At 70.6% G+C, this 26,147-nt stretch carries 24 protein-coding genes and 1 tRNA gene; 8 read left to right on the forward strand and 17 right to left on the reverse strand.

Annotation, left to right across the window (positions count from 1 at the left end; all coding sequences use genetic code 11):
- The first annotated feature begins 23 nt into the window (after nt 1-23).
- Nucleotides 24-431, forward strand: coding sequence for a hypothetical protein (locus tag ACWD11_RS10835; protein ID WP_389415833.1), 408 nt, complete (start codon nt 24-26; stop codon nt 429-431).
- Between the two features lie 36 nt (nt 432-467).
- Complete coding sequence (locus ACWD11_RS10840) at nt 468-1,337, forward strand: spermidine synthase (RefSeq protein ID WP_389415834.1); 870 nt, start codon at nt 468-470, stop codon at nt 1,335-1,337.
- A gap of 18 nt (nt 1,338-1,355) precedes the next feature.
- On the opposite strand, the gene ACWD11_RS10845 is transcribed toward ACWD11_RS10840, so the two are convergent.
- Nucleotides 1,356-1,880, reverse strand: coding sequence for a hypothetical protein (locus tag ACWD11_RS10845; protein ID WP_451282507.1), 525 nt, complete (start codon nt 1,878-1,880; stop codon nt 1,356-1,358).
- A gap of 110 nt (nt 1,881-1,990) precedes the next feature.
- Between ACWD11_RS10845 and ACWD11_RS10850 the strand changes: the two genes are divergently transcribed.
- The 3 genes from ACWD11_RS10850 to ACWD11_RS10860 all read left to right on the forward strand — a co-directional run bounded on the left by ACWD11_RS10850 (nt 1,991) and on the right by ACWD11_RS10860 (nt 5,639).
- Nucleotides 1,991-2,680 (forward strand): response regulator transcription factor, encoded by a 690-nt coding sequence (locus ACWD11_RS10850; RefSeq protein WP_389415836.1) that lies wholly within the window; start codon nt 1,991-1,993, stop codon nt 2,678-2,680.
- On the forward strand, nt 2,677-4,074 hold the full coding sequence (locus tag ACWD11_RS10855) for a sensor histidine kinase (RefSeq protein ID WP_389415837.1): 1,398 nt from the start codon (nt 2,677-2,679) through the stop codon (nt 4,072-4,074). The genes ACWD11_RS10850 and ACWD11_RS10855 overlap by 4 nt, the downstream gene beginning before the upstream one ends.
- A gap of 110 nt (nt 4,075-4,184) precedes the next feature.
- Nucleotides 4,185-5,639, forward strand: coding sequence for a glycoside hydrolase family 18 protein (locus ACWD11_RS10860; protein WP_451282509.1), 1,455 nt, complete (start codon nt 4,185-4,187; stop codon nt 5,637-5,639).
- 78 nt (nt 5,640-5,717) lie between these two features.
- On the opposite strand, the gene ACWD11_RS10865 is transcribed toward ACWD11_RS10860, so the two are convergent.
- The 4 genes from ACWD11_RS10865 to ACWD11_RS10880 form a co-directional block, all read right to left on the reverse strand.
- The gene (locus tag ACWD11_RS10865; RefSeq protein ID WP_451282511.1) at nt 5,718-7,154 is read right to left on the reverse strand and encodes a GH1 family beta-glucosidase; all 1,437 of its coding nucleotides are present in this window, start codon (nt 7,152-7,154) and stop codon (nt 5,718-5,720) included.
- 122 nt (nt 7,155-7,276) lie between these two features.
- On the reverse strand, nt 7,277-8,176 hold the full coding sequence (locus ACWD11_RS10870) for a carbohydrate ABC transporter permease (protein ID WP_389415840.1): 900 nt from the start codon (nt 8,174-8,176) through the stop codon (nt 7,277-7,279).
- 10 nt (nt 8,177-8,186) lie between these two features.
- Nucleotides 8,187-9,206 carry a carbohydrate ABC transporter permease gene (locus ACWD11_RS10875; RefSeq protein ID WP_389415841.1) on the reverse strand — a complete coding sequence of 340 codons (1,020 nt, stop codon included), beginning with the start codon at nt 9,204-9,206 and terminating at the stop codon, nt 8,187-8,189.
- A 5-nt stretch (nt 9,207-9,211) separates the two neighbouring features.
- Entirely contained in the window at nt 9,212-10,528 is a 1,317-nt protein-coding gene (locus ACWD11_RS10880) for an ABC transporter substrate-binding protein (protein ID WP_451282514.1), read from the reverse strand.
- 367 nt (nt 10,529-10,895) lie between these two features.
- On the opposite strand from ACWD11_RS10880, the gene ACWD11_RS10885 reads away from it, so the two are divergent.
- Complete coding sequence (locus ACWD11_RS10885) at nt 10,896-11,951, forward strand: LacI family DNA-binding transcriptional regulator (protein WP_389415843.1); 1,056 nt, start codon at nt 10,896-10,898, stop codon at nt 11,949-11,951.
- A gap of 6 nt (nt 11,952-11,957) precedes the next feature.
- Here ACWD11_RS10885 and ACWD11_RS10890 read toward each other — a convergent pair whose 3' ends face one another.
- The 5 genes from ACWD11_RS10890 to ACWD11_RS10910 form a co-directional block, all read right to left on the reverse strand.
- Nucleotides 11,958-12,212, reverse strand: coding sequence for a hypothetical protein (locus ACWD11_RS10890; RefSeq protein WP_389415845.1), 255 nt, complete (start codon nt 12,210-12,212; stop codon nt 11,958-11,960).
- 104 nt (nt 12,213-12,316) lie between these two features.
- A tRNA-His gene (locus ACWD11_RS10895) sits at nt 12,317-12,389 on the reverse strand.
- A gap of 114 nt (nt 12,390-12,503) precedes the next feature.
- Nucleotides 12,504-13,106, reverse strand: coding sequence for an oligoribonuclease (gene orn / locus ACWD11_RS10900; RefSeq protein WP_389415846.1), 603 nt, complete (start codon nt 13,104-13,106; stop codon nt 12,504-12,506).
- Nucleotides 13,107-13,223: 117 nt separating this feature from the next.
- Nucleotides 13,224-14,441: a helix-turn-helix domain-containing protein gene (locus ACWD11_RS10905; RefSeq protein WP_389415848.1), complete on the reverse strand. Its 1,218-nt coding sequence runs from the start codon at nt 14,439-14,441 to the stop codon at nt 13,224-13,226.
- 377 nt (nt 14,442-14,818) lie between these two features.
- The gene (locus ACWD11_RS10910; RefSeq protein ID WP_451282516.1) at nt 14,819-15,148 is read right to left on the reverse strand and encodes a hypothetical protein; all 330 of its coding nucleotides are present in this window, start codon (nt 15,146-15,148) and stop codon (nt 14,819-14,821) included.
- A gap of 320 nt (nt 15,149-15,468) precedes the next feature.
- Between ACWD11_RS10910 and ACWD11_RS10915 the strand changes: the two genes are divergently transcribed.
- Nucleotides 15,469-15,996 carry a universal stress protein gene (locus tag ACWD11_RS10915; protein ID WP_389415850.1) on the forward strand — a complete coding sequence of 176 codons (528 nt, stop codon included), beginning with the start codon at nt 15,469-15,471 and terminating at the stop codon, nt 15,994-15,996.
- A gap of 251 nt (nt 15,997-16,247) precedes the next feature.
- Here ACWD11_RS10915 and glmS read toward each other — a convergent pair whose 3' ends face one another.
- The 3 genes from glmS to ACWD11_RS10930 form a co-directional block, all read right to left on the reverse strand.
- The gene (glmS, locus tag ACWD11_RS10920) at nt 16,248-18,065 is read right to left on the reverse strand and encodes a glutamine--fructose-6-phosphate transaminase (isomerizing) (protein WP_451282518.1); all 1,818 of its coding nucleotides are present in this window, start codon (nt 18,063-18,065) and stop codon (nt 16,248-16,250) included.
- A 12-nt stretch (nt 18,066-18,077) separates the two neighbouring features.
- On the reverse strand, nt 18,078-18,335 hold the full coding sequence (locus ACWD11_RS10925) for a hypothetical protein (protein ID WP_266924384.1): 258 nt from the start codon (nt 18,333-18,335) through the stop codon (nt 18,078-18,080).
- Nucleotides 18,336-18,422: 87 nt separating this feature from the next.
- On the reverse strand, nt 18,423-19,301 hold the full coding sequence (locus ACWD11_RS10930) for a DUF4429 domain-containing protein (protein ID WP_451282520.1): 879 nt from the start codon (nt 19,299-19,301) through the stop codon (nt 18,423-18,425).
- Nucleotides 19,302-19,372: 71 nt separating this feature from the next.
- On the opposite strand from ACWD11_RS10930, the gene ACWD11_RS10935 reads away from it, so the two are divergent.
- The gene (locus ACWD11_RS10935; protein ID WP_451282522.1) at nt 19,373-20,953 is read left to right on the forward strand and encodes a beta-N-acetylhexosaminidase; all 1,581 of its coding nucleotides are present in this window, start codon (nt 19,373-19,375) and stop codon (nt 20,951-20,953) included.
- Between the two features lie 134 nt (nt 20,954-21,087).
- Here ACWD11_RS10935 and ACWD11_RS10940 read toward each other — a convergent pair whose 3' ends face one another.
- The 4 genes from ACWD11_RS10940 to desA are packed head-to-tail and all read right to left on the reverse strand — an operon-like array spanning nt 21,088 to nt 26,087.
- The gene (locus ACWD11_RS10940) at nt 21,088-22,860 is read right to left on the reverse strand and encodes an IucA/IucC family protein (protein WP_389415855.1); all 1,773 of its coding nucleotides are present in this window, start codon (nt 22,858-22,860) and stop codon (nt 21,088-21,090) included.
- Nucleotides 22,857-23,387: a GNAT family N-acetyltransferase gene (locus ACWD11_RS10945; protein ID WP_451282524.1), complete on the reverse strand. Its 531-nt coding sequence runs from the start codon at nt 23,385-23,387 to the stop codon at nt 22,857-22,859. Before ACWD11_RS10945 ends, ACWD11_RS10940 begins: the two co-directional genes overlap by 4 nt.
- Entirely contained in the window at nt 23,384-24,661 is a 1,278-nt protein-coding gene (locus ACWD11_RS10950) for a lysine N(6)-hydroxylase/L-ornithine N(5)-oxygenase family protein (RefSeq protein ID WP_389415857.1), read from the reverse strand. The genes ACWD11_RS10945 and ACWD11_RS10950 overlap by 4 nt, the downstream gene beginning before the upstream one ends.
- The gene (gene desA / locus ACWD11_RS10955) at nt 24,645-26,087 is read right to left on the reverse strand and encodes a lysine decarboxylase DesA (protein ID WP_389415858.1); all 1,443 of its coding nucleotides are present in this window, start codon (nt 26,085-26,087) and stop codon (nt 24,645-24,647) included. The genes ACWD11_RS10950 and desA overlap by 17 nt, the downstream gene beginning before the upstream one ends.
- Between the last annotated feature and the right edge of the window lie 60 nt (nt 26,088-26,147).

Genomic DNA, 26,147 nt, shown 5'->3' on the forward strand with positions numbered 1-26,147 from the left:
CGCTCGTTTCGAGGAGGGGTTCCGTGGTGGAGGCCGGAATGGAGACCGGACAGAGCATCGATCCCTGCACGCCGTCGTGCGCGGGAGCGGCCTGCGACCTGGTGACGGTGCCGGCGAGGCAAGGGCTGGAGGCGGTCGACATCCTCCGGCGCGGTGCGGGGGACGCGGTGGGACCCGTCCTGCACGACGACGGCTGCGACACCCTCGGGTTCGTGGTGCCGGCCGGGACGGCGGCGGCCTGGGACGTGCCGGGCAGCACCTGTACGCAGACCGACGGCCGGGGGCTGACCCTGGCTCCCGCGCCGCCGGTGGCGGGCTCCGACTGGCTGCTGCCGCCCGGCGAGGCGGACCTCGCGACGGATCCGGCGGTGCTGCGGGCGGCGCTCGGGGAGGCTGCGCGGCTGATCGAGGCGGCGGACAACTGCCGGTGACGGGCACGACCGCCCGCCGCTCCGCATAATGGGCCAATGGGCAGGTCCAAGAACTCCAGGCGCCACGAGGCGGCCACCGAAGCCGTCGTCGAGGCCGTCGACGGAGGGCTTGCCGAGCTGATACCCGACCGGGACCGGGCACGCGCCTGGACGCTGCTCATCGACGGGGCGCCGCAGTCGCACGTCGACCTCGACGACCCGGCCTACCTCTCCTTCGAGTACCAGCGGCGGCTCGGGCACGTCATCGACCTCGTCGCCCCGCCCGGCAGACCCGTCCAGGCCGTGCACCTCGGCGGCGGCGCCCTCACCCTCGCCCGGTACGTCGCCGCCACCCGCCCCCGCTCCACCCAGCAGGTCGTCGAGCGCGACGCCCAACTCGTCCAACTCGTCCGCCGGGAACTGCCGCTGGACCGCAACGCCCGGATCCGGGTGCGCTCGACGGACGCCCGCGAAGGGCTCGCCAAGGTGCCCGACGGCTGGGCCGACCTCGTCATCGCCGATGTGTTCAGCGGCGCCCGCACCCCGGCCCATCTGACGTCCACCGAGTTCCTCGACGAGGTGCGCCGCGCCCTGCGCCCCGGCGGCTGGTACGCCGCCAACCTCGCCGACGGACCGCCGCTGGCGCATCTGCGCGGCCAGATCGCCACCGCCGCCGCCCGCTTCCCCGAGCTCGCCCTGGTCGCCGACCCCACGGTCCTGCGCGGCAAGCGCTTCGGCAACGCCGTGCTGGTCGCCGCCGACCAGCCGCTCCCGGTCGCCGAACTGACCCGGCGCGCCGCCTCGGACCCGCACCCGGGACGAGTCGAACACGGCCGGAACCTCACGGACTTCACCGGCGGCGCGACCCCCGTCACGGACGCCGCGGCGGTGGCCTCCCCGGCACCCCCGGCGTCGGTCTTCCGTTAGCCGCCGGGCCGGAAGGGCCTAGTAGTTCCCGATCTCCACCCGCGGCGCGCTGTCGTGCCAGGTGCAGAACACCGACACCCGGTCCGCTCCCCGCGCGAACTCCACCCGGATCCACGACTCCGTCTTCCACACCTGCATCGACCACCCCGTGCCGGGCGTCGCCGACACCAGTGTCGCGGAGGTCCTGCCGAGGTCGAACACCGCCCGGCCGCCCTCGGTGTCGTAGCTCTTGATGTGGCCGGAGGAGGTGGGCGAGGGGGCCGGGGCGGAGGTGGGCGTGCCGGACGGGCGGAGCGTGCCGGAGGGGGACGGCTTCGGCGCGGGGCTCTTCGGTGAGGCGGACTGCGACGGTGTCCCCCGCCGCGTCGAGGACGCCAGCGGCTTCGACTCCTGCGTCGTCGCGTCGCCGGCCGAGATGGGCAGGGCGCGCGGGGGGTCGTAGGCCGTGCCCGCCATGACCGTGTGCACGCCCCACCACGACAGCGTGACCGCCGCGCCCGTGGCGAGCGACCAAGCCAGTACGTGTACGAGTCCTCTGCGCATCGCGGGCCATACTGCCTCACGCGTCCCACAGGTGTCGCCCGGTTGTCCCCAGCGGGGGAGTTGTCCACAGGCTCCGACCGGGCTCGCCCGCATGGCGTACGGTGCGGCGCATGGCAAGTGTGCTCGTGGTCGAGGACGACCAGTTCGTGCGCTCGGCCCTCATCCGGCATCTGACCGACGCCGCACACACCGTGCGCAGCGTCGGCACCGCCCTGGAGGCGCTGCGCGAGGTCGCCCATTTCCGTTTCGACGTGGTCATCCTGGACCTCGGTCTGCCCGATCTGGACGGGTCCGAGGCGCTGAAGATGCTGCGCGGCATCACCGACGTGCCTGTGATCATCGCCACGGCCCGCGACGACGAGACGGAGGTCGTCCGGCTGCTGAACGCGGGCGCCGACGACTATCTGACCAAGCCGTTCTCCGTCGATCACCTGTCCGCCCGGATGGCCGCCGTACTGCGCCGGGCCCGCTCCCACGGCGCCGAGGCCGCCCCCTCCTCCGTGCTGCGCGTCGGCGGCCTCACCGTCGACCCGCTGCGCCGCCAGGCCGAACTGGACGGCGCCCGGCTCGACCTCACCCGCCGCGAGTTCGACCTGCTCGCCTTCCTGGCCGGCCGCCCGGGAGTCGTCGTCCCCCGCAAGGAACTGCTCGCCGAGGTGTGGCAGCAGTCCTACGGCGACGACCAGACCATCGACGTCCACCTGTCGTGGCTGCGCCGCAAGCTCGGCGAGACCGCCGCGAGCCCGCGCTATCTGCACACCCTGCGCGGGGTCGGCGTGAAGCTGGAGCCACCGCTGTGAGGTGGGCCCTGGTCAAGGTCTCGCTGGCGGTCACCACCATGGTCGTGCTGGCCTTCGCCGTGCCGCTCGGACTCGTCATCAAGGAGATGGCCCGCGACCGCGCCTTCTCCAACGCCGAGCGGGAGGCCGCCGCGGTCGCCCCGGCGCTGTCCATCACCACCGACCGCGACCAGCTCGAACGCGTCGTGGCCTCGGCCGGCTCCGAGGCGGAGATGGCCGTGCACATACCGGCGGCCGACGGTGCGCAGGCCGTCGGCATCGGCCGGCAGCGCGCCGCGGACGACGACATCGCGACCGTACGGCGGCTCGGCCGCGCCTCCACCACCGAGGTGCCCGGCGGCTCCACCCTTCTGCAGCCCGTCGCCCTGAGCTCCGGCGCGATCGCGGTCGTGGAGGTCTACGTCCCCGAGGCCGAGGTCAGCAATGGCGTCTCGACGGCCTGGGCGGTCCTCGCCGCCGTCGGTGTCGCGCTGATCGTCGGCTCGGTCGCCGTCGCCGACCGGCTCGGCGTGCGGATGGTGCAGCCCGCCCAGCGCCTGGTCGAGGGCGCGCACGAACTGGGGGAGGGCAAGCTCGGGGCCAGGGTGCCGGAGGAAGGGCCGACCGAACTGCGGCTGGCCGCCGCCGCGTTCAACTCCATGGCCGACCAGGTCGTCCAGCTGCTCGCCAACGAGCGGGAGCTGGCCGCCGATCTGTCGCACCGGCTGCGGACCCCGCTGACCGTGCTGCGGCTGAACACGGCCTCGCTCGGGGACGGTCCCGCCGCCGAGCAGACCCGGGCCGCCGTCGCCCAGCTGGAGCGGGAGGTCGACACCATCATCCGGACCGCCCGGGAGGCCAAGCCGCAGACGGCCGCGGCCGGCCCGGGCGCCGGGTGCGACGCGGCCGAGGTGGTCCGCGAGCGGATGGCGTTCTGGTCGGCGCTCGCGGAGGACGAGGGCCGCAAGGTCCGGGTGGCCGGGATCGACCGGCCGGTGCGCATACCGGTGGCCCGGGCCGACCTGGCCGCCGCGCTGGACGCCCTGCTCGGCAATGTCTTCCGGCACACCGCCGAGGGCACGGCCTTCGCGGTCGACGTGCACAACGGCGAGGACGCGGTGATCGTGCTGGTGTCGGATGCCGGGCCCGGCATACCCGACCCAGAGGCGGCGATGGCCCGCGGGCGGGGCTCGGGCAGCGCCGGGTCGACCGGGCTCGGCCTGGACATCGTGCGCCGGCTCGCGGAGTCGACCGGCGGGGACGTGCGGATCGGGTCCTCCGTGCTCGGCGGGACCGAGGTGCGGATCTGGATCCAGCTCGACGGGCGGGCGCCCGAGCGCCGCGGGCACCGGGTGCGCAGACGCCGCAGCGGCCGACTGGTCTCGACCATTAACCGCCCCCGATCCCTTCCTTAAGCGCGCCCTAAGATCCGCAAGCCCCGCCCCGATCAGGGCGTTTGCCCGATTCCGCATCGCTAGCGTGCTGCCGCACCCCCTCCCCCGTGAGCAGTGAAAGCAGGCAGGCGATGAGCACCCACCGACGCAGGGTCAGCGGCAGGAACAAGGCGATAGGCGGTGTCGTCGCCGCGGCGGTGGTCGGTGGCGGCGCCGTCTTCCTCACCGGCACCGCGCAGGCGGCCGGCGTGGGCGCCGCGTACACCAGGACCAGTGACTGGTCGACCGGGTACACCGCGCAGTACGTCGTCACCAACGACACCGGCTCGCCGAAGCCCGAATGGACCCTCACCTTCGACCTGCCGCCGGGGGCGAAGCTGAGCTCGCTGTGGAACGCCGAGTCCCGGGTCAGCGGTGCCCGCGTCACCGTGACGCCGGCGGCCTGGGACAAGGACGGCCTCGCGGCCGGGGAGTCGGTCACCGTCGGTTTCGTCGTCAACGGCACCGGCGACCCCACCGGCTGCCTCGTGGACGGCGTCAAGTGCTCCGCCGACCAGGGCGCGACGCCGGAGCCCACCGGCCGCCCGACCGGGACGCCCACCCCGACCCCGACGCCCACCCCGACCCCGACCCGGACCGCCACCCCCACCCCCACCGCCGAACCCACGGCGTCGACCGGCACCGGCACCACGACCGACGCCGGATTCGCCCCGTACGTCGACACCTCCCTCTACCCGGCCTTCGACCTGGTCGCCACCGCCGAGGCCACCGGGGTGAAGGACTACAACCTCGCCTTCGTCACCGACGGCGGCGGCTGCACGCCCAAGTGGGGCGGGGTGACCGACCTGGCGAGCGACGCGGTGGCCGCGCAGATCGGCGCCCTGCGCGCCAAGGGCGGCGACGTCCGGGTCTCCTTCGGCGGCGCGGCCGGCAGCGAACTGGCGACGACCTGCTCCTCGGCGGACGCGCTGGCGACGGCGTACGGCAAGGTCGTGGACGCCTACGACCTCACCAAGGTCGACTTCGACGTCGAGGGCGGCGCGCTGCCCGACACCGCGGCCAACACCCGCCGCGCCCAGGCCATCGCCAAGCTCCAGAAGGCTCACCCCGGCCTGGACGTCTCCTTCACCCTCCCGGTGATGCCGGAGGGCCTGACCCAGCCCGGCGTGGACCTGCTGGCCGACGCCAGGAAGAACGGGGTGGGCATCAACGCCGTCAACATCATGGCGATGGACTACGGCCCCGCCTACAGCGGCGACATGGGCACCTACGCCGAGCAGGCCGCCACCGCCACCCAGGCGCAGATCAAGGGCGTCCTCGGCCTCTCCGACAGCGCCGCCTGGCAGACCGTCGCGGTCACCCCGATGATCGGCGTCAACGACGTCGTCACGGAGATCTTCACGGTCCAGGACGCCACCCAGCTGGTGAACTTCGCCAAGGCCAAGGGCCTCGGCTGGCTGTCGATGTGGTCGGCGACCCGCGACACGGCCTGCCCCGGCGGCCCGAAGCCGGCGGCCGACCCGACCTGCAGCTCCGTCGACCAGGACAAGAACGCCTTCGCCAAGGCGTTCGCGGCCTACAAGTAGCCGGGCAAGCAGCCGGGCAAGCAGCCGGAAAGACCGGGGCGCGGCGCCCCCCCGTGAAGCGCCGCGCCCCGCCCCCCGTCAGACCGACTCCACCTCCGGCAGCGCCCCCGACCGAGCCGCCTGTCCGTACCACAGGGCGCTCGACTTCGGGGTCCGCTCCAGGGTCGTGTAGTCGACGTACACCGCGCCGAAGCGCTTGCTGTAGCCGTAGGACCACTCGAAGTTGTCCATCAGGGACCACAGGTAGTAGCCGCGCACGTCCGCCCCGTCCTCGATGGCGCGGCGGACCGCGCAGAGGTGGCCGTGGAGGTAGGCGATGCGCTCCGGGTCGTGGACGGTGCCGTCGGGCTCGGGCTTGTCGTCGTAGGCCGCGCCGTTCTCCGTGACGTACAGCGGCAGACCGGGGGCCAGCCGGGTGTAGCGCATGATCAGGTCGTGCAGGCCGGTCGGGTCGATCGTCCAGCCCATCTCGGTGCGCTCGCCCGGCGTCTGGTGGAACGCGACGTCCTCCGCGGCCGGCCAGGGGGAGTGCGGGCTCGCCCCGTGACCGTCCGCCCGCGGGCCCGCGGGGGCCGACGCGGCGGCCGACACCAGCGTCGGCGTGTAGTAGTTGAGGCCCAGCGCGTCCAGCGGCTGGTGGATCAGCGCCAGATCGCCGTCCTCGACGAACGACCAGTCCGTCAGCGACCGGGTCGCGGTCATCAGCGACTGCGGGTAGGCGCCCTGCAGCATCGGGCCGTGGAAGACGCCGTTGGCCAGGTCGTCGATCCGCTGCCGGGCCGCCAGGTCCGCCGGGTCGTCCGAAACCGCCCGGACCACCGAGGAGTTCAGGCTCACCGCCACCGAGTTGCGGGCCGGCATCGCCGAGCGCAGGGCCGAAGTCCCCAGTCCGTGCGCCAGGTTCAGGTGGTGCGCGGCGCGCAGCGAGGCCGCCGGGTCGGTCCGGCCGGGCGCGTGCACGCCCGAGGCGTACCCGAGGAACGCGCTGCACCAGGGCTCGTTGAGCGTGATCCACTGCTCGACCCGGTCGCCGAGCGCCTCACCGACGATCTGCGCGTACTCGGCGAACCGGTAGGCCGTGTCCCGCTCCGGCCAGCCGCCCGCGTCCTCCAGCTCCTGCGGCAGATCCCAGTGGTAGAGCGTGACGGCCGGCTTGATGCCGTGCGCCAGCAGCTCGTCGACCAGATTGCGGTAGAAGTCCAGACCCCGCTGCACGGCCGGGCCCCGGCCGGTCGGCTGCACCCGCGACCAGGAGACCGAGAAGCGGTACGCGGTCAGGCCCAGCTCGGCCATCAGCGCCACGTCGTCGCGGAAGCGGTGGTAGTGGTCGACAGCGATGTCACCGGTCTCACCCCCCGCCGTCTTGCCCGGCGTATGGCTGAAGGTGTCCCAGATCGAAGGGGTGCGGCCGTCCTCCCGCACCGCCCCCTCGATCTGGTACGCGGAGGTGGCTGCCCCCCAGAGGAAGGCGGGTGGAAAGGTCACCGGGGTCACCGGCTGTGCGGACTCAGACATGAAAGCGCTCCCATCGAAGGCCGTGGAGACCTACGGGTAGGGGGAAGAGGGGAGGAGGCGGGCAGCAGGGGCCGGAGCGGTGATGACCCGGCCCCCGGGGCAGCGGGGGCGGTGCGGCGGCGTCAGCCCTTGACCGCGCCCTGCATGATGCCGCCGACGATCTGCTTGCCGAAGATCGCGAAGACGAGCAGCAGCGGCAGCGTGCCCAGCAGTGCGCCCGCCATGATCAGGGACTGGTCCGGCGTATAGCCGCGGCCCAGGCCCGCGACCGCCACCTGCACGGTCGGATTGCCGGTCTGGGTGAGCACCAGGAAGGGCCAGAGGAAGTCGTTCCAGGTCTGCACGAACATCAGCATCCCCAGCACCGCCATCGCGGGCCGGGCCGCGGGGAACACCACGTGCCAGATCACGCGCCAGCTGCTCGCGCCGTCCACCCGTGCCGCCTCGATGATCTCGTCGGGCAGCGCCTGGATCAGGTACTGCCGCATGAAGAACACACCGAACGCGCTCACCAGGGAGGGCAGGATGACCGCCTGCAGCTGGTCGGACCAGTCGAGTTCGGCGACCATCATGTACAGCGGGATCACACTGAGCTGCGGCGGCACCATCATCGTGCCGATCACGATCAGCATCATCGCGCCACGGCCCTTGAAGCGCAGTTTGGCGAAGGCGAACCCGGCGATCGTCGACAGGAACACGATCGTCAACGACGACACCCCGGCCACGAAGGTGGTGTTGAGGAACGCCTCGCCCAGGTTGGCGTCGTTCCAGGCGAGATCGAGGTTGTCGAAGAGGTTCCCGCCGAACCAGAACGGCGGCGGCGTCTCGGCCAGCCGCTGGTTGTCGCGGGAGGCGGCGATCGCCGTCCACACCAGCGGGAACAGCGAGCCGATGGTGAACAACGCGAGGATCACGTACGCGATCGGTCCCGCGTGCAGGGTCCCGCCGGCCCGTGCCGCCTTCGGCCCTCGCACACGTCGGCGCTCCTGCGGAGCCTCGGGTTTCGTCAAGGTCGTCGTCACGGCCGGTCTCCTAACTACTGGCGCGCAGCCGGCGCGAGATGACGTAGTTGATGATCCCGACCAGGATGAGGATCAGGAACATCGTCCAGGCGATGGCGGAGGCACGGCCCAGATGCTGGTTCACCCAGCCCTGCTCGTACAGATACAGGCCGAGCGTCTGGAACTGGTGCTGGGATCCGCCCGAGGCGCCCTTGTTCGCGTCGAACAGCAGCGGCTCGCCGAAGACCTGGGAGGCACCGATGGTCGACACGACGACGGTGAACAGGATCGTCGGGCGCAGCGAGGGCAGCGTGACATGGAGGAACTGCTGCCAGCGGCTCGCCCCGTCCAGCGCGGCCGACTCGTACAGATCCTGCGGGATCGCCTGCATCGCGGCCAGGTAGATCAGCGCGTTGTAGCCGGTCCAGCGCCAGATGACGATCGTGGAGACCGCGATCTGCGAGGCCCACTTGTCGTTCTGCCAGTCGATGTTGTCGATCCCGACCGCACCGAGCGCCCAGTTGATCATGCCGTAGTCGCGGCCGAAGAGCAGCACGAAGACCAGCGAGGCGGCGGCGATCGAGGTCGCGTACGGCGCCAGCATGGCGACCCGGTAGAAGGTCGAGGCGCGCAGCTTGTAGTTGAGGATGTGCGCGATACCCATCGCCATCAGCAGCTGCGGAACGGTCGAGATGATGCCGATGGTCAGCGTGTTCTGGGCGGCGTTCCAGAAGAAGTCGTCGTCGAAGATCCGGGTGTAGTTGCGCAGGCCGACCCAGTTCATGTCGGTCGGCGCGGTCAGCTCCACCTGGTGCAGCGAGGCCCAGCCCGTGTACAGCAGCGGGAACAGGCCGAAGGCGAGGAACAGCAGGAAGAACGGCGAGACGAAGGCGTACGGGCTCCACCGCACGTCCCGCTGCCAGCGGCGGGACAGCCGCTTGCGGCGCCGCAGCTCCTGCTCGGTCACCGGACCGCCGCCGGACGGGCGGCCCGGGGCCGCGCCCCCCTCCTTGAGGGGGGACGCGGCGGCGGTGTCGTGCCCAGTGGTCATACGGGTCACTGGTCCAGGGCGTTGTCGATGGTCTTGACGGCGTTCTCCCAGGCCTCCTTGGGCGACTTGCCCTGGGTCACGAGAACCACACCGTTGTCGGTCAGGCCCTGCTGGATGATCTGGTCCTTCGGGCCGATGGTCTGGACGGGGATGTTCTCGGCGGCCTGCGCGAAGATCGTGCCGATCGGCGCGTCACCGGTCATGTCGTTCTTGGCGCTCGTCACCTCGGCCGACTCGTACGCGGCCGGGGTGGACGGGAAGCTGCCCTGCACACCGAAGAGCTTGGCCTGCTGCTCGGGAGCGGTCAGCCAGGCGGCCAGCTTCGCCGCCTCCTCCGCGTTCTTGCCGGACTTGGGCACGGTCAGGAAGGAACCGCCCCAGTTGCCGGACTGCGGCGCCTGGGCGATGTCCCACTTGCCGGCCGCGTCGGGCTTCGACTTGCCCTTGATGTAGCCGAGCATCCACGGCGGGCAGGACATCGCGGCGAACTTGCTGTTGGCGATCGTGGTGTCCCAGGCGGGCTGGAACTGCGTCTGGTTGCCGATCAGTCCGGCCTCGGCCGCCTCGGCGGTGAGGTCGAAGGCGTCCTTCACGGCCGGGTTCGTCTTGTAGATGACCTCACCGGAGGTGTCGTAGAAGCGCTCCTTCTCACCACTGAGGATCGCCTGGAGCAGACCGCCGGGGGAGTCCAGGAAGGTGGTGCTCTTCCCGGCCTTCTCCTGGTACTGCTTGCCGACGTCGACGAACTTCTCCCAGCTGCCCTCCCACAGCTTGCCGACCTCCCCGCGGTCGGTGGGCAGACCGGCCTTCTCGAAGAGGTCCTTGCGGTAGCAGATGGCCATCGGGCCGATGTCGGTGCCGACCCCGATCGTCTGGCCCTCGGGCGTGGTCGCCTGCTGCCACTTCCATTCCAGATAGTCGCTCTTCTTGCCGTACTTCGACAGGTCGAGCAGCTTGTCCGACTGGGTCTGGACGATCTCGGCGATATTGCCGACCTCGACCATCTGGATGTCCTGGAGGCCGCTGTTGGTGGTGAGGTGGTTGAGCAGCGACGGGTAGTAGTTCTCGTTGCGCTCCACGACCGTCTGCTGGATGTCGATGTCCGGGTGGAGCTTCTCGTACTCCTTGTACAGCCCGGACTCCTCGAATCCGGCGGTGCCGAACAGACCAAGGGTGATCTTGGTCTTGCCGCCACCGCCCTCGGTCGACGAGCTGTCGTCGTCGTTGCCGTCGTCGGCACAGCCGGCCAGCAGCCCGGTGCCCAGCGACGCGACCGCCGCGAGGACTACCGCCTTGCGGCGGATTCGGGTAGATGCTCGCATTGCGTCCTCCTGTTGCCCTGACGTGCCGACCCCCCGGCCAACTGCACTGTTGGGCCCGTTAGTTCTCGCTGCGGCTCGGGCGGGGAACGTGCGGGATGTGTATGTGTCAGGTACTGTGGGAGCGCTCCCACAAGTGATGTGTTGAAGAGTCGTCGGTCCGGGCGGGGGTGTCAAGGGCGTGGGGGCGGAGAGATGCGTTCAGTTATCGGGACGTTAACTGAGGGACGTGGGCGCCGCACGGGAAGCACGGCCACCGGCTTCCCGCCGCCGATCGGCTTGGGGCAGCCCGTCCGGTGCACGGTCACGACCGAGGACGGGACTGTTAAATTCCAGGCCAGCGACAAGACGACGGCGAAAGGCGGAGCCCATGGCAAGCCACGGTGCGCGGGGGCGGAGTGGCGGGCGGCCTACTCTCGAAGAGGTCGCTGCGCGGGCCGGCGTCGGGCGCGGGACGGTGTCCCGGGTGATCAACGGTTCGCCCCGGGTCAGTGACGCCACCCGCGCCGCCGTGGAGGCGGCCGTCGCCGAGCTCGGTTACGTCCCGAACACCGCGGCCCGTGCCCTCGCCGCCAACCGCACCGACGCCATCGCCCTCGTCGTGCCCGAGCCGGAGACCCGCTTCTTCGCGGAGCCGTACTTCTCCGACATCCTCAAGGGCGTCGGTGCCGAACTGTCCGACACCGAGATGCAGTTGCTGCTGATCTTCGCGGGCAGCGACCGCGAGCGGCGGCGGCTCGCCCAGTACCTCGCCGCGCACCGGGTGGACGGGGTGCTGCTGGTCTCGGTGCACGCCGACGACCCGCTGCCCGATCTGCTGGCCCAGCTGGAGATACCGGCCGTGATCAGCGGCCCGAGATCCGCGGCGGAGACGCTCACCTCGGTGGACTCCGACAACTACGGCGGCGCCCGCCAGGCCGTGGAGCATCTGATCTCCCGGGGGCGCCACGAGATAGCCCACATCACCGGCCGCCTCGACGTGTACGGCGCCCAGCGCCGCGTCGACGGCTACCGCGATGCCCTGCGGGATGCGGGCCAGACAGTGGACGAGCGGCTGATCGAGCCGGGCGACTTCACCGAGGACGGCGGCCGGCGGGCGATGGCCGCGCTGCTGGAGCGCCGGCCCGGCCTGGACGCGGTCTTCGCCGGTTCGGACGTCATGGCGGCGGGCGCCCGGCAGGTGCTGCGGGAGGAGGGCCGCCGTATCCCCGAGGACGTGGCGCTGGTCGGCTACGACGACTCGGCCATCGCCCGGCACATGGAGCCCCCGCTGACCAGCGTGCGCCAGCCGATCGAGGAGATGGGCCGCAGGATGATCGACCTGCTGCTGGAGGAGATCGCCGACCGGCGCCCGGCGGTCTCCCGGGGTCTGGAGCGACGGCAGGTGGTGCTGGCCACCGAGCTGGAGGAGCGGGCGTCGTCCTGAGCGGTCTCAGCGGTGCCGGCCCCGGCGGGGGCGGCGGCCCGGGCGTTCCGTGTGGTGGGTGACCAGCCAGGCGGCGCCGAGCAGAGCCGCGCCGGTCAGCCAGGCGGAGGCGACCAGCCAGGTGCCGGTGGGGCTGCCGGGGTTGTTGGCCTCGCCCTCGGCCGCGTCCAGCGCGACCACGAGCCACAGCAGCATGACGAGGTTGAACGTCAGGACCAGCCAGGTCAGCAGCCGCCACCGATGAATCCGCTGCGACCCCATGACGAGCCTCCCAAGCCTCAGAACCGGCTCATGACCCGACCCTACGCCTCCCCCGGGAACGCGATCAGCCGGTGACCTCTGCAGGTCACCGGCTGATCGCTCAGGGTGAGTGACGGGACTCGAACCCGCGGCATCCTGGACCACAACCAGGTGCTCTACCAGCTGAGCTACACCCACCATGACCGGCGGTTTCCCTGGTGGTTCACCGACCGGCCGAGAAAAAGTGTACAGGGTCCGAAGGGGTGCTCGCGCCCGGCTTTTCCGGGGGCCCTGGCGCGGGCCCGTCCCGGGCTACTGAGCAGGCAGAACGTGCTTCGCGGCGATCGCCCTGGCGGTCTCGGAGTCCGGGCCCGGCTGGGGCACGAAGACGGCCTCGCGGTAGTAGCGCAGTTCCGCGATGGACTCGCGGATGTCGGCGAGGGCGCGGTGGTTGCCGTTCTTCTGTGGGCTGTTGAAGTAGGCGCGCGGGTACCAGCGGCGGGCGAGTTCCTTGATGCTGGAGACGTCCACGATCCGGTAGTGGAGGTAGTCCTCCAGTGTCGGCATGTCCCGCAGCAGGAACCCGCGGTCGGTGCCGACGGAGTTGCCGCACAGCGGGGCCTTGCCCGCTTCCTTGACGTGCTCGCGCACGTACGCCAGGACCTGGGCCTCGGCCTCCGCCAGCGTCGTACCGCCGGCGAGTTCGTCGAGGAGTCCGGACGCGGTGTGCATCTGACGCACCACTTCCGGCATCGTCTCCAGGGCCGCATCCGGCGGCCGGATGACGATGTCCACACCGTCGCCGAGGATGTTCAGCTCGGAGTCGGTGACGAGGGCGGCAACCTCGATGAGCGCGTCGTCGGACAGCGAGAGGCCGGTCATCTCGCAGTCGATCCACACCATGCGATCGTTCATGCGACCACCCTAAAGCTGACGTCGGCTTTTGCAGCACCCCGAGTCACCGCCGGGAGCGCGCACGCGCACGCCGGACGGGCCGGTGGGCCCGTCCGGCGTGCTGTCCGTCACGTCGGCTCAGGTCGCGCTGCGCTGCCCCGGCAGGCTCGCCCGCGCCGCGTAGGCGTCCCGGCCGTTGTCCGAGGACGCCGTCGCCAGCGCCTGGCCCACCGTGCTCGGGGTGCGGCGGGCCTGGAGCGGGACCGGGCCGGGCTCCGGATGGAGCGTGGGCGTCGGGCCGGGGGCGGTGTCGGGGTCCGCCGTCGGCCGTTCGGCCTGCGGGCGACGGGCCCGGTACGCCGCCCGGTACGCCGCCGGGGACGAGCCCAGCTGGCGGCGGAAGTGCCCGCGCAGCGCCACCGGTGAGCGGAAGCCGCAGCGGCCCGCGACCTCGTCCACCGAGTAGTCGGACGTCTCCAGCAGACGCTGGGCCTGGAGCACCCGCTGGGTGATCAGCCACTGCAGCGGGGCCGACCCGGTCAGCGAGCGGAAGCGCCGGTCGAAGGTGCGGCGCGACATGTACGCCCGCGCGGCCAGCGTCTCCACGTCGAACTGCTCGTGGAGATGCTCCAGCGCCCAGGCGACGACCTCGGCGAGCGGGTCGGCGCCGATCTCCTCCGGTAAAGAGCGGTCCAGGTAGCGTTCCTGGCCTCCCGTCCGGCGCGGGGGGACGACCAGGCGGCGAGCCAGCGCACCGGCCGCCTCGTTGCCGTGGTCCGTCCGCACGATGTGGAGACAGAGATCGATTCCGGCCGCCGTACCGGCGGAGGTCAGTACGTCTCCGTCGTCGACGAACAGCTCTCTGGGATCCACATGCACCGACGGATAGCGCTTGGCCAGCGTCGGTGCGTACATCCAGTGGGTGGTCGCGGGGCGGCCGTCCAGCAGGCCCGCCGCCGCGAGGACGAAGGCGCCGGTGCACAGCCCTACGATGCGGGCGCCCTCCTCGTGGGCCCGGCGCAGCGCGTCGAGCGCGTCGTCCGGTGGCGGCGAGGTGATCGAGCGCCAGGCGGGCACGACGACCGTGCCCGCCCGCGAGATCGCCTCCAGGCCATGTGGTGCGCTGAGTTCCAGGCCCCCTGTGGTCCGCAGCGGACCCTCTTCGCCGGCACTGACCAGCAGTCGGTAGCGCGGCACGCCGGCGTCCTGGCGGTCGATTCCGAACACCGACAGCGGTATGGAACTCTCGAAGATGGGGCCGCCGCTGAACAGCAGCACCGCGACGATCTCCTTGCGGCGTCGCCCGGAAAGTTTCCGGGCCGCGGCTTCCGGCGCGGCAGTGGAGTCGTGGCTCATACTGCTAAGCCCCCCTCGGTGGTCGCGGCTCCTCGGTTGTGTCGCTCCTGCACGTTTCCCCTCGGTCCTGCACGAGTCCCCCGCCGTAGACAGTCAAGATCGAATCTACTGTGTCGCCTCGCGCCGGAGTGGCCGGTTCGCCACTCGGCACATTGTCGACTTGGCAACTTGGCGTGAAGCATTCGATCACGAAGCGTTGCACTCGCGGGCCGTGCAGGGAAGTGCGCCTCGTCGCAGTGGCCAATCCACGTAGGGTGCGCCGCACCCCCGACACCCTTTTCGTGCAGGTCGAACGGGGGTTGGGGGGTGGTTCGGGCAAGGGATGCCCGGTTGCCGGAAGTTGGCTGAAAAGAAGCGCCCGAGGGCATAGAAACCGGTCAACCGCCCGGTGTATTTCCCCCGGAGTGACGTCCGCCCCGGTGCGCGCCCGTTCCGCTCCGGTGGTGGCGCCCGCGACGGGGCGCGAGCGAGGCGTGTTCCTCGGCGAGTGCGGCGCGCTCCTCGGCGAGCGAGCGGGCGGCGCCGCGCTCGGACCGGCGCAGCAGGACCCGGCAGACCGCCGTGACGGCGGCCAGACCCAGCGCGGTGCCGGTGGCGCCGGCCAGGGAGGTGCCGTACCAGAGGAGGACGACGGGGACGAGGACGCAGGAGAAGGCCGCCCAGCGGACCACGTCGGTGGTGCTGTCCTGGTGCTGCTCTCCGGCCATGGCGTGCTCCCGGTGTCGGTGGCTCACGGAGATCAACGCGTGGTCGGGCGGTCGGTCACTGTGCGGCCCGCCAGGAGGCGGGTGACCTGCCTCGCGCGGGCATCCTGTGCAAACCGCCTGTACAGCGCAGCAACCATTGCGTTACGGGCACACCCTCGTGCATGCTCCCTGGAACCCCCGCGGAGCACATCGCGGGATCTGGGCTAAGGAGGCGTGCCGCCGTACCCTTGGGGGTATGGGGTTGGGAAGATGATTCCCGGACACAGCTCCGCCGCACCCTGTCATCCCACCCACACAAGGATCACAACGCCGAGACAGCCATGGCCGGTCACGAATTCTTCGAACCCGCGGACCGCAAGCGGCCCGTCGCCGATCCCACGGCGGCCGAGCCCCTGGCGGCGGAAGAGTCACGTCACTCCTGCGACCCCGCCTTCAAGCACGGCGTCGTGGTCGGCTTCGACGGCTCGACCTCCAGTGAGCGCGCCCTCGCCTACGCCATCGGCATGGCCCACCGCTCCGGCTCGGCCCTGATCATCGTGCATGTCGCCAACCGGCTGCCCACCACGGTGTGGGCCGGCTGCGAGCCGCCGGTCTTCGTGGACGTCCCGGATCACCGCACCGAGGTGCTGGGGCTGGAGCTGGCCTGCGCGGACTATCTGGCCGAGGTGCCGTGGATCCTCGTCGAGCGCGGCGGTGACATCTGCCACGAACTCGAAGAGGTGGGCCGCGAGTACGAGGCGGACGCGATCGTGGTGGGCTCCACGCACGGCATCGTGGGGCGGATCTTCGGGTCCGTCGCGGGGCGGCTCGCCAAGCGGGCGCAGCGGCCCGTCGTCGTCATCCCGTAACTCCCCCTCGCCCGGGACGAGATGCGTCCTCGGCGCGCCCCCTCCCCCTCCTGGATGCATGAATCCACTGCCGCACAAAGGTGTTTGTGCCTTTGTGAAGGGCATATGGCCAGTATGCGCGTGCCGCCGGCCGGGGTTGTGACGGCCACCGGCCAGCTGCGCAGGCCGGGGGGCGGGCGGCTCCCCGGCGAAGGGGACGGCCCCCCGCGTGGTGGGTGGCAACACCGCGGGGGGCCGTTCCTGAGTGCCGGCTACTCGACCGTGACCGACTTCGCGAGGTTCCGCGGCTTGTCGATGTCCCGGCCCAGGGCCAGGGCCGTGTGGTAGGCGAGGAGTTGGAGCGGGATGCCCATCAGGATCGGGTCCAGCTCGTCCTCGTTCTTCGGGACCAGGATCGTCTGGTCGGCCTTCTCCTGGGGCTGGTGGGCCACCGCCAGGATCTTGCCGCTGCGGGCCTTGATCTCCTCCATGGCCGCGCGGTTCTTCTCCAGCAGGTCGTCGTCGGGGACGATCGCCACCGTGGGCAGGGCCGGCTCGATCAGGGCCAGCGGGCCGTGCTTGAGCTCGGAGGCGGGGTAGGCCTCCGCGTGGATGTAGGAGACCTCCTTGAGCTTCAGCGAGGCCTCACGGGCCACCGGGTAGCCGCGGACCCGGCCGATGAAGAGCATCGAGCGGGCCTCGGCGTACTCCTCGGCCAGCTTCTTGATCTCGTCCTCCTGCTCCAGCATCTCGGCGATCTGGGCGGGGAGCTTGCGCAGGCCCTCGATGATCCGCTTGCCGTCGCGGACCGAGAGGTCGCGGGTGCGGCCCAGGTGCAGGGCGAGCAGGGCGAAGGCGACCGTGGTGTTGGTGAAGCACTTGGTGGACACCACGCAGACCTCGGGGCCGGCGTGCACGTAGATGCCGCCGTCCGCCTCGCGGGCGATGGCCGAGCCGACGACGTTGACGATGCCGAGGACCCGGGCGCCCTTGCGCTTGAGCTCCTGGACGGCGGCGAGGACGTCGTAGGTCTCACCGGACTGGGAGACCGCGATGTAGAGGGTGTCGGGGTCCACGACCGCGTTGCGGTAGCGGAACTCCGAGGCGGGCTCGGCGTCCGCGGGGATCCGGGCCAGCTCCTCGATCATCTGGGCGCCGATCATGCCCGCGTGGTACGAGGTGCCGCAGCCGAGGATCTTCACGCGGCGGATCCGGCGGGCCTCGCGGGCGTCCAGGTTGAGGCCGCCGAGGTGCACGGTGGAGAAGCGGTCGTCGATCCGGCCGCGCAGCACGCGGTCCACGGCGTCGGCCTGCTCGTGGATCTCCTTGTGCATGTACGTGTCGTGGCCGCCCATGTCGTAGGAGGCGGCCTCCCACTCGACGGTGGTGGGCTCGGACGTCGTGCGGGTGCCCTCGGTGGTGTAGGTGCGGAAGTCGTCGGCCTTGAGGGTGGCCATCTCGCCGTCGTCGAGGGTCACTATCTGCCGCGTGTGGGCGACCAGCGCGGCGATGTCCGAGGCGACGAACATCTCCTTCTCACCGATGCCGAGGACGACCGGGGAGCCGTTGCGGGCGACGACGATGCGGTCCGGGAAGTCGGCGTGCAGGACGGCGATGCCGTAGGTGCCCTCGATCAGCCGGAGGGTCTCGCGGACCTTGTCCTCCAGCTTCTCGCCCTGTGCGCGGGAGATGAGGTGGACGAGGACCTCGGTGTCGGTCTCGGAGAGGAACTCGACGCCGTCCGCCTCCAGCTTGCGGCGCAGGTCGGAGGCGTTGTCGATGATGCCGTTGTGGACGACGGCGACCTTGCCCTCGGCGTCCAGGTGCGGGTGGGCGTTGACGTCGGAGGGGGCGCCGTGGGTGGCCCAGCGAGTGTGGGCGATACCGGTGGTGCCCTTGAAGCGGGCCGGGACCTTGGCCTCCAGGTCACGGACCCGGCCCTTGGCCTTGACCGTCTTCAGGCCGCTGCTCTTGGGCGAGGTCACCGCGATGCCCGCCGAGTCGTAGCCGCGGTACTCCAGGCGCTGGAGTCCCTCCAGCAGCAGCGGGGCCACGTCACGCTTGCCGATGTAACCGACGATTCCGCACATGTATGGGTATTCCTAGCCGTAGACGATCCGGCGCAGCTGCCGGAGGGTGAGCTCCGGCGGTGCCACCGCCCGGTATTTCAGGTCCGCCTCGATCCGTTCGAAGATCGTCGCGTTCACCAGGCCCTGGGCCTGGAGTTCGCGGTGGCGGCGACGGACGTACTCCTCGGTCGTCTCGTCGAAGTAGGCGAGCACGTCCTGGATCACCCGCAGCGCCTCGCCCCGGCTGAGGGGCGTGGACCGCGTCAGATGATCAACAAGTTCGTCGTGCACCCGGTAGATCCTGGGGTACCGATCGCCCTTTCGCAAGAAACCTGCCCGATTTCGGGCACGGGCATGTCAGTGGGCTGTGGAAAGGTGTCACATTCGTTTCAGAATCGCCTGTTTCGCCAGGGCGAACTCCTCGTCCGTCAGGACGCCCGTGCGGTGCAGCTCGCCGAGTGCGCGCAGCCGTCGCAGCAGCGCGTCATGGTCGTCCTCGGCGGCGGCCGGCAGCGGGGTGCGGGTGTCCTCCGGGTCCGGCCGGCGTACGTCCGCGGCCGCCGGGTGCGGGAGCCGGGCCTGGACGGCCGCCGCGACCAGGGCCATCAGCGGGTCCTTCTTGAAGCCCCACAGCTCCACGGCGTTGGGGTCGTACTTCGGCGGGGCCTTGGTCGGGGCGTTGCGCACGGTGAAGCGGAGGTGGCCGTTCTCCAGGCCCACCGCGGGATGCCACTCGACGGCGGTGACGTCGGTGAGGCCGATGACGCGGGCCCCCGCGGCGGCCTTGGCGTCCTCCGTCTTCCAGTTCCACTCCAGCCGGATCCGCTCGCCGTCGAAGCTGGCGGTGCCGTCGCCGGCGGAGACGGAGAGCGGCACCGACGGGCCCGGCAGCAGGTAGGCGTCCACCGGGTCGGGCGGCACCTGGTCCAGCAGCAGGGCGTTGCGCACCTCGTCCGTGAAGTACTCGGCGACGCCGTAGCGGTCGGACTCCACGATCAGCTGATAGGGGTCGTGCGGCTCGGTGAGCCGGCCGCCCGAGGCGAGCAGCAGCGGGTCGGCGCCGTCGCGCAGCCGCAGTCGGAGCCGCCCCGCCTTCTTGCCCTGCTCGAACGAGATGCCCGCCAACGCCCCCAGCGGGACGACGAGTTCGCCGAGGGTCTTGCGGAAAAGGCTGACGTTCTTGTCCCGGCCGGGCGTCAGCCGCAGCGCGTCCCCGTCGAAGACCCAGGTGCCGTCCTTCTGGATGATTTCCGCCATGGGGGTGATTGTTTCACCGGTCTCGCGAGAGAGTGGTCTGTACCTATCGGAGCTCACCGAAGGGACCGACTGTGAGACAGCGCCACAGAACGCTCCGCCTTCTCGGCTCGCTGCTGCTCGTCGCCGCGGCCGGCGTCTCCGCCACCGGCGCGGTGCCCCCGGGGCCGGGTCCGGCCGCGATCCCGCTCGACCGGGTCGTGCCCGCCCCGGCCTCCGTCGCGCCGGGCGGTTCCCCGTACCGCATCACCGACGGCACCCGGATCCGGGTCGACGACTCGCGCGAGGTGCGCCGGGTCGGGGAGTACCTCGCGGACCTCCTGCGGCCCTCCACCGGCTACCGCCTGCCGGTCACCACCCACGGCGGCGGCATCCGACTGCGGCTCGCCAAGGGGTCGTTCGGCGCGGAGGGCTACCGCCTCGACAGCGACCGCCGAGGTGTCGTCATCACGGCCGCCAGGCCCGCCGGGCTCTTCCACGGCGTCCAGACCCTGCGCCAGCTCCTCCCGGCCGCCGTGGAGAAGGACTCCGCGCAGCCCGGCCCCTGGCTGGTCGCGGGCGGCACGATCAAGGACACCCCGCGCTACGGCTGGCGCGGCGCGATGCTCGATGTCTCCCGGCACTTCTTCTCCGTCGACCAGGTCAAGCGGTACGTCGACCAGTTGGCGCTGTACAAGTTCAACAAGCTGCACCTTCACCTGAGCGACGACCAGGGCTGGCGGATCGCCATCGACTCCTGGCCGCGGCTCGCGACGTACGGCGGCTCCACGCAGGTCGGCGGGGGCCCCGGGGGCTACTACACCCAGGACGACTACCGGGAGATCGTCCGCTACGCCGCCTCCCGGCACCTGGAGGTGGTCCCCGAGATCGACATGCCGGGCCACACCAACGCGGCGCTGGCCTCGTACGCCGAGCTGAACTGCGACGGGGTCGCGCCCCCGCTCTACACCGGCATCGAGGTCGGCTTCAGCTCGCTGTGCGTCGGCAAGGAGCTCACGTACGACTTCGTGGACGATGTGATCCGGGAGCTCGCCGCGATCACGCCGGGCCGCTATCTGCACATCGGCGGGGACGAGGCGCACTCCACGCCGCACGCCGACTACGTGAAGTTCATGGACCGGGTGCAGCCCGTCGTCGCCAAGTACGGCAAGACGGTCATCGGCTGGCATCAGCTGACCGGGGCCTCGCCCGCGAAGGGGGCGCTCGCTCAGTACTGGGGGCTCGACGGCACCAGTGCGCAGGAGAAGGAGCAGGTCGCCGCGGCGGCGCGGGGCGGGACGGAGCTGATCCTCTCGCCGGCCGACCGGATCTACCTCGACATGAAGTACGACGAGAGGACTCCGCTGGGGCTGTCCTGGGCGGGGTACGTCGAGGTGCGGCGGTCCTACGACTGGGATCCCGGGACCTATCTGGCGGGGGTGCCCGAGTCGGCGGTGCGGGGGGTTGAGGCGCCGTTGTGGAGCGAGACGCTGCGGACGTCCGAGGACATCGAGTACATGGCGTTCCCGCGGGTCGTCGGGGTGGCCGAGTTGGGGTGGTCTTCGGTGGCATCGCACGACTGGGACGCGTACAAGGTTCGGCTTGCTGCGCAGGCTCCTCGGTGGGAGGCGATGGGGATTTCCTTCTACCGGTCTCCTCAGGTGCCTTGGTTGTGAGTTGGCTGCGGGGCGGTGGGGGTTGATCGCGCCCACGCGGCGGAGCCGCAAATTGATACAGCCCCGCGCCCCTTGCGGAGTTCGTTTTGACGGGGGCCCAGGAGGACCGTCTCCCGGGCCCCCGTCTGGCTATGTCAGAACTCTGCCAGGGGGTTCCGTAGCGTGCCGATCAGTTGCAGGGCGCCTGCTGGGTCCGACAGGTCCACCATCTGCTGGTTGTTGCGGAGCTGGAGGCGGTTGAGGCAGGAGAGGGCGAACTCCGGGGCGAACATGTCGTACTGGCGGAACTTGTCCGCCAGTTCCGGCACCGTCGCCTGGTACGCGCGTGTGACCTCCGCGACCGTGCGCCAGAAGTCGTCCTCCGTGAGGACGCCCTCGGTGGCGAGGTTCGCGGCGAGGAAGCGGAAGTAGCAGTCGAAGACGTCCGTGAAGATCGACAGCAGTTTCGTGTCCTCGGGGACGTCCACGCGCAGCCGCTCCACCGTCGGCGGCAGCACCGCGTCCGGGTCCATGACCGCGATCTCCTCGGCGATGTCCTTGTAGATCGCGCGCTGGACGACACCGTCCTTCAGGACCAGGATCACGTTCTCGCCGTGCGGCATGAAGACGAGGTCGTAGGCGTAGAAGCTGTGCAGCAGCGGGGTGAAGTACGCCGTCAGGTAGCGGCGCAGCCACTCCGTCGGCGCCAGCCCGGACTGCTCGATCAGGGCGGTCGCGAAGGACGTGCCCTCGTGGTCGACGTGGACGAGGGAGGCCATGGTGGCCAGCGTCTCGCCGTCCCGGAGGGAGGGGACCGGGCTCTCCCGCCACAGCGCGGCCAGCATCTTGCGGTACGGCGAGTAGCGGTCCGTCGCCGCCTCGTACTCCAGGTGCCGGTAGCCGACCGCCGCGCGCTCGCGGATGATCGTCAGGCCCGTCTCCTTGAGCACCGGGTCGTTCTCGATGAGCTGGGCGAGCCAGTCGTTGATGGCCGGGGTCGCCTCCATGTACGCCGCCGACAGGCCGCGCATGAAGCCCATGTTGATGACGGACAGGGCCGTCTTCACATAGTGCTTCTCGGGGCTGGAGGTGTTGAAGAAGGTCCGGATGGACTGCTGGGCCAGGTACTCGTCGTCGCCCTCGCCCAGGCACACCAGGTGCCCCCGGGCGACCTCGGCGGCGAAGGTGACCGTCAGCTTGTTCCACCACTGCCAGGGGTGGACGGGGATGAGGAAGTAGTCGGCGGGGTCCAGGTCCTGCTCGCGCAGGATGCCGTGGAACCGCTCGACGGTGTGCTCGCCCAGCTCGTCCCGGATGAAGGATTCGTACTCCAGGCCGACGCCGGCCGTGAACGCGGCCCGCGACCGGTGCGCCGCCAGCCAGACCAGCCGGACCGGGCTCGCGGTCTCGGGGGCGTACGACAGGTACTCGTGGATGCCGAAGCCGAGCCGGCCGTTGTTGGCGACGAAGCAGGGGTGGCCCTCGGTCATCCCGGTCTCGATGGCCTGGAAGCCGCTCCGGACGAGTTCGGCGGCCGGGACCTGCGGCTTGGTGAGCTTGAAGCAGATGCCGGAGAGGGTGGAGGAGATCTCCTCCAGGTAGACCGGCAGGATGGCGTCGCTCAGGCCGAGGGCCTGCTTCAGTTCGATGAAGAAGTCCAGCGCGGCCAGCGGCAGTTCGGCGCCGTCCCGGTGCCGGGAGATCGAGTCGGCGTCGACCTGCCAGTGGTCCAGGGCGCGGCGGACGGCGGTGAACCGGTACCGGGTCAGACCGTCGTCGCTGCGGACCTCGAAGCCGCCGTCGGCGGTGGCCTCGGGCGTGATCAGCCGCTCGTGCGCGAACTCGGCGAGTGCCTTGCGGACGAGGAGGCGGTTGGCCCGCTCCCAGCGTTCGGGGGAGAGGTGGGCCACGGAGTCGGCGAGGGTCATGCGGCCACCCCCGTGGCGAGCAGGAACTGCTCCCGGGTGCAGAAGCTCAGCAGCGCCTTCTTCTCCGGCTTCTGGATCTCGTGGGAGGGCACGAACCCGACGGCCTCGTTGAGCGCGTGGACGGCCTTGTTGGCGATGTCCGGCTCGACCACGACCCGCTGGACCGCCGGGTCCTCGAAGAGGTGCGCCATGACGGCGGTGATGACGGAGCGGGTGAAGCCGTGCACGGGGGTGTCGGTGGGGGGCGTCAGGAAGTGCATGCCGACGTCGCCCGGCAACGGCGCGTACAGGCCGACCAGTTCGCGGTGGGCCGGGTCGTACTTCTCCATCAGGAAGGCGGGTTCGCCGTCCTTCAGGCCCAGCAGGGCGTGGTGGTGCTCGTCGGCGGCGATCTCCATGTAGGCGCGCTCGACGTCCTCCAGTTTCGCGTCCTGCATCATCCAGAAGGCGGCCTTGGGGTGCGTGACCCAGCGGTGCAGCAGCTCGGCGTCCTTGAGGGGGTCGAGCGTGCGGAAGGTGAAGGTCATACGGCAAACTCCTGGAACGCGATGGTCTTCTCGACCGGGTAGTACTCGCTGCCGAGCAGCTCACTGATGATGAAGCTGTTGCGGTAGGCGCCCATCCCCAGGTCGGGGCTGGTGATGCTGTGGGTGTGCACACCGGCGTTCTGGAGGAACACACCCCGGCCCGTCACATCGATGGCGTAGTTGCGGGCGACGTCGAAGTTGCCCCGCGCGTCGCGCACGAGGCGGTCGCTCACCGGCTTCAGGAACTCCGGCTCGGTGTACGCGTAGCCGGTGGCCAGCACCAGGCCCTGCGTCTGCAGCTCGTAGTCCTTCTCCTGCTCCTGCTGGTGGAAGGAGAGCGTGTAGGTGCCGTTCTCGTAACGGGCCGCTTCCAGCGAGGAGTTGGTGAGCAGCCGGGTGGGCACCGGGCCGCCGAGGTTCTTCTGGTACAGCAGATCGAAGATCTCGTTGATGAGATCGCCGTCGATGCCCTTGAACAGGCCCTTCTGCTGGGCGGTGAGGCGGTAGCGGGTGGCCTCCGGCAGCGCGCGGTAGTAGTCGATGTACTCCGGCGAGGTCATCTCCAGCGTGAGCTTGGTGTACTCCAGCGGGAAGAAGCGCGGGGAGCGGGTCACCCAGTTCAGCCGGTAGCCGTGCACGTCGATCTCGGTGAGGAGGTCGTAGTAGATCTCGGCGGCGGACTGGCCGGAGCCGACGATCGTGATCGACTCCTTCTTCTGCAGCTCCGCCTTGTTCTGCACGTAGCGGGAGTTGTGGAAGAAGTCGCCGCCGAGGCCGCGCACGGCCTCCGGGTAGTGCGGGGAGGTGCCGGTGCCCAGGACGAGGTGCCGGGCGCGGTAGGTGTCCCCGGCGGTGGTCCGCACGACGTAGAGCTCGTCCTCGTACGTCACCTCGGCGACCGTCGTGGAGAAGCGGACGCTGCTCAGCTTGTTCGCGGCCCAGCGGCAGTAGTCGTCGTACTCGACCCGCAGCGGGTAGAAGTTCTCCCGGATGTAGAACGAGTACAGCCGGCCTTTCTCCTTCAGGTAGTTGAGGAAGGAGTACGGCGAGGTCGGGTCGGCGAGGGTGACCAGGTCCGACATGAACGGGGTCTGCAGGTGGGCGCCGTCCAGGAACATGCCCGCGTGCCACTCGAAGTCGGGCTTGGACTCCAGGAAGACACCGTCGAGTTCGTCGATGGGCTCGGTGAGACAGGCCAGGCCGAGGTTGAAGGGGCCGAGCCCGATGCCCACGAAGTCGTAGGTCGTGTGCGTGGGTTCAGGAAGCGCGGTCAAGGGACTCTCCCAGGTACTGCTCGGCGTGGCCGGCGATCAGGTCGAGGACGGCGGCGATGTCATCCGTCGTGGTCTCGGGGTTGAGCAGGGTGAACTTCAGGTAGTGGCGGCCGCCGACCTTGGTGCCCGCGACGACGGCGGCACCGGAGGCGAACAGGGCCTTGCGGGCGTAGAGGTTGGCGCGGTCGATCTCGGCCGGGTCGGTCACCGCGGCCGGGATGTACCGGAACACCAGGGTGGACAGGCTGGGTTCGACCACGACGTCGAAGCGCGGGTCGGCGGCCAGCAGTTTCCAGCCCTCGGCGGTCAGGTCGACGACCTCGTCGAAGAGCTGGCCGATGCCGTCGGCGCCCATCACGCGCAGGGTCATCCACAGCTTCAGCGCGTCGAAGCGGCGGGTGGTCTGGAGGGACTTGTCGACCTGGTTGGGGATACGTTCCTGCACCATCCGGCGCGGGTTGAGGTACTCCGCGTGGTAGGTGGCGTGGCGCAGGGTGGCCGCGTCCCGTACCAGGACGGCGGACGAACTCACCGGCTGGAAGAAGGACTTGTGGTAGTCGACGGTGACGGAGTCGGCGCGCTCGATGCCGTCGATCCGGTCCCGGTACTTCACGGAGGCGAGCAGTCCGCAGCCGTAGGCGGCGTCCACGTGCATCCAGGTGCCGTACTGCTCGCACAGCTCGGCGATCTCGGGCAGCGGGTCGATGGAGCCGAAGTCGGTGGTGCCGGCGGTGGCGACGACGGCCATCGGGACCAGGCCGTCCCGCTTGCAGCGCTCCAGCTCGCGGGCGAGGGCGACGGTCTGCATGCGCTTGTCGTGGTCGACGGGGACGGAGACCACCGAGTCAGCGCTGAGGCCGAGGAGTTTGGCCGACTTCTTGACGCTGAAGTGGCTGACCTCGGAGGCGAAGATGCGCAGGGTGTCGAGGGACTCGGCCTTGGCCTCCTCGCGGGCCAGCAGCAGCGCCTGGAGGTTGGACTGGGTGCCGCCGGAGGTGAACACGCCGTCGGCGGCCGGGCCGAGGCCGATCCGGGCGGTCGTCCAGTCGATGAGCTTGCGCTCGATCAGGGTGCCGCCGGCCGACTGGTCCCAGGTGTCCAGGGAGGAGTTGACCGCGGACAGGATCGCCTCGCCGAGCACCGCCGGGATGACGACCGGGCAGTTGAGGTGGGCGAGATAGCGCGGGTGGTGGAAGTAGACCGCGTCGCGGAGGTAGACGTCCTCCAGCTCGTCGAGGGCCGCCGCGGTGTCGAGCAGCGGCTTGTCGAGGTCGATCGCGTCGATGGTGGGGGCGAGGGCGTCGACCGTGACGCCGGTGAACGGACGTTCGGTGGCGGCGATTTTGGCGGCCACCCGCTCGATTCCTTCGGTCACGGAGCTGCGGTACTGCTCCGCGGTCGTGTCATTGAGCAGGTGCGAGCGCATGGGGGGTCCTCCGAGGGGAAGTCCGTGCGGGACGAGGCGAAGGGGAGTGGGGAGGGGATG

Source organism: Streptomyces sp. NPDC002776, assembly GCF_053592195.1.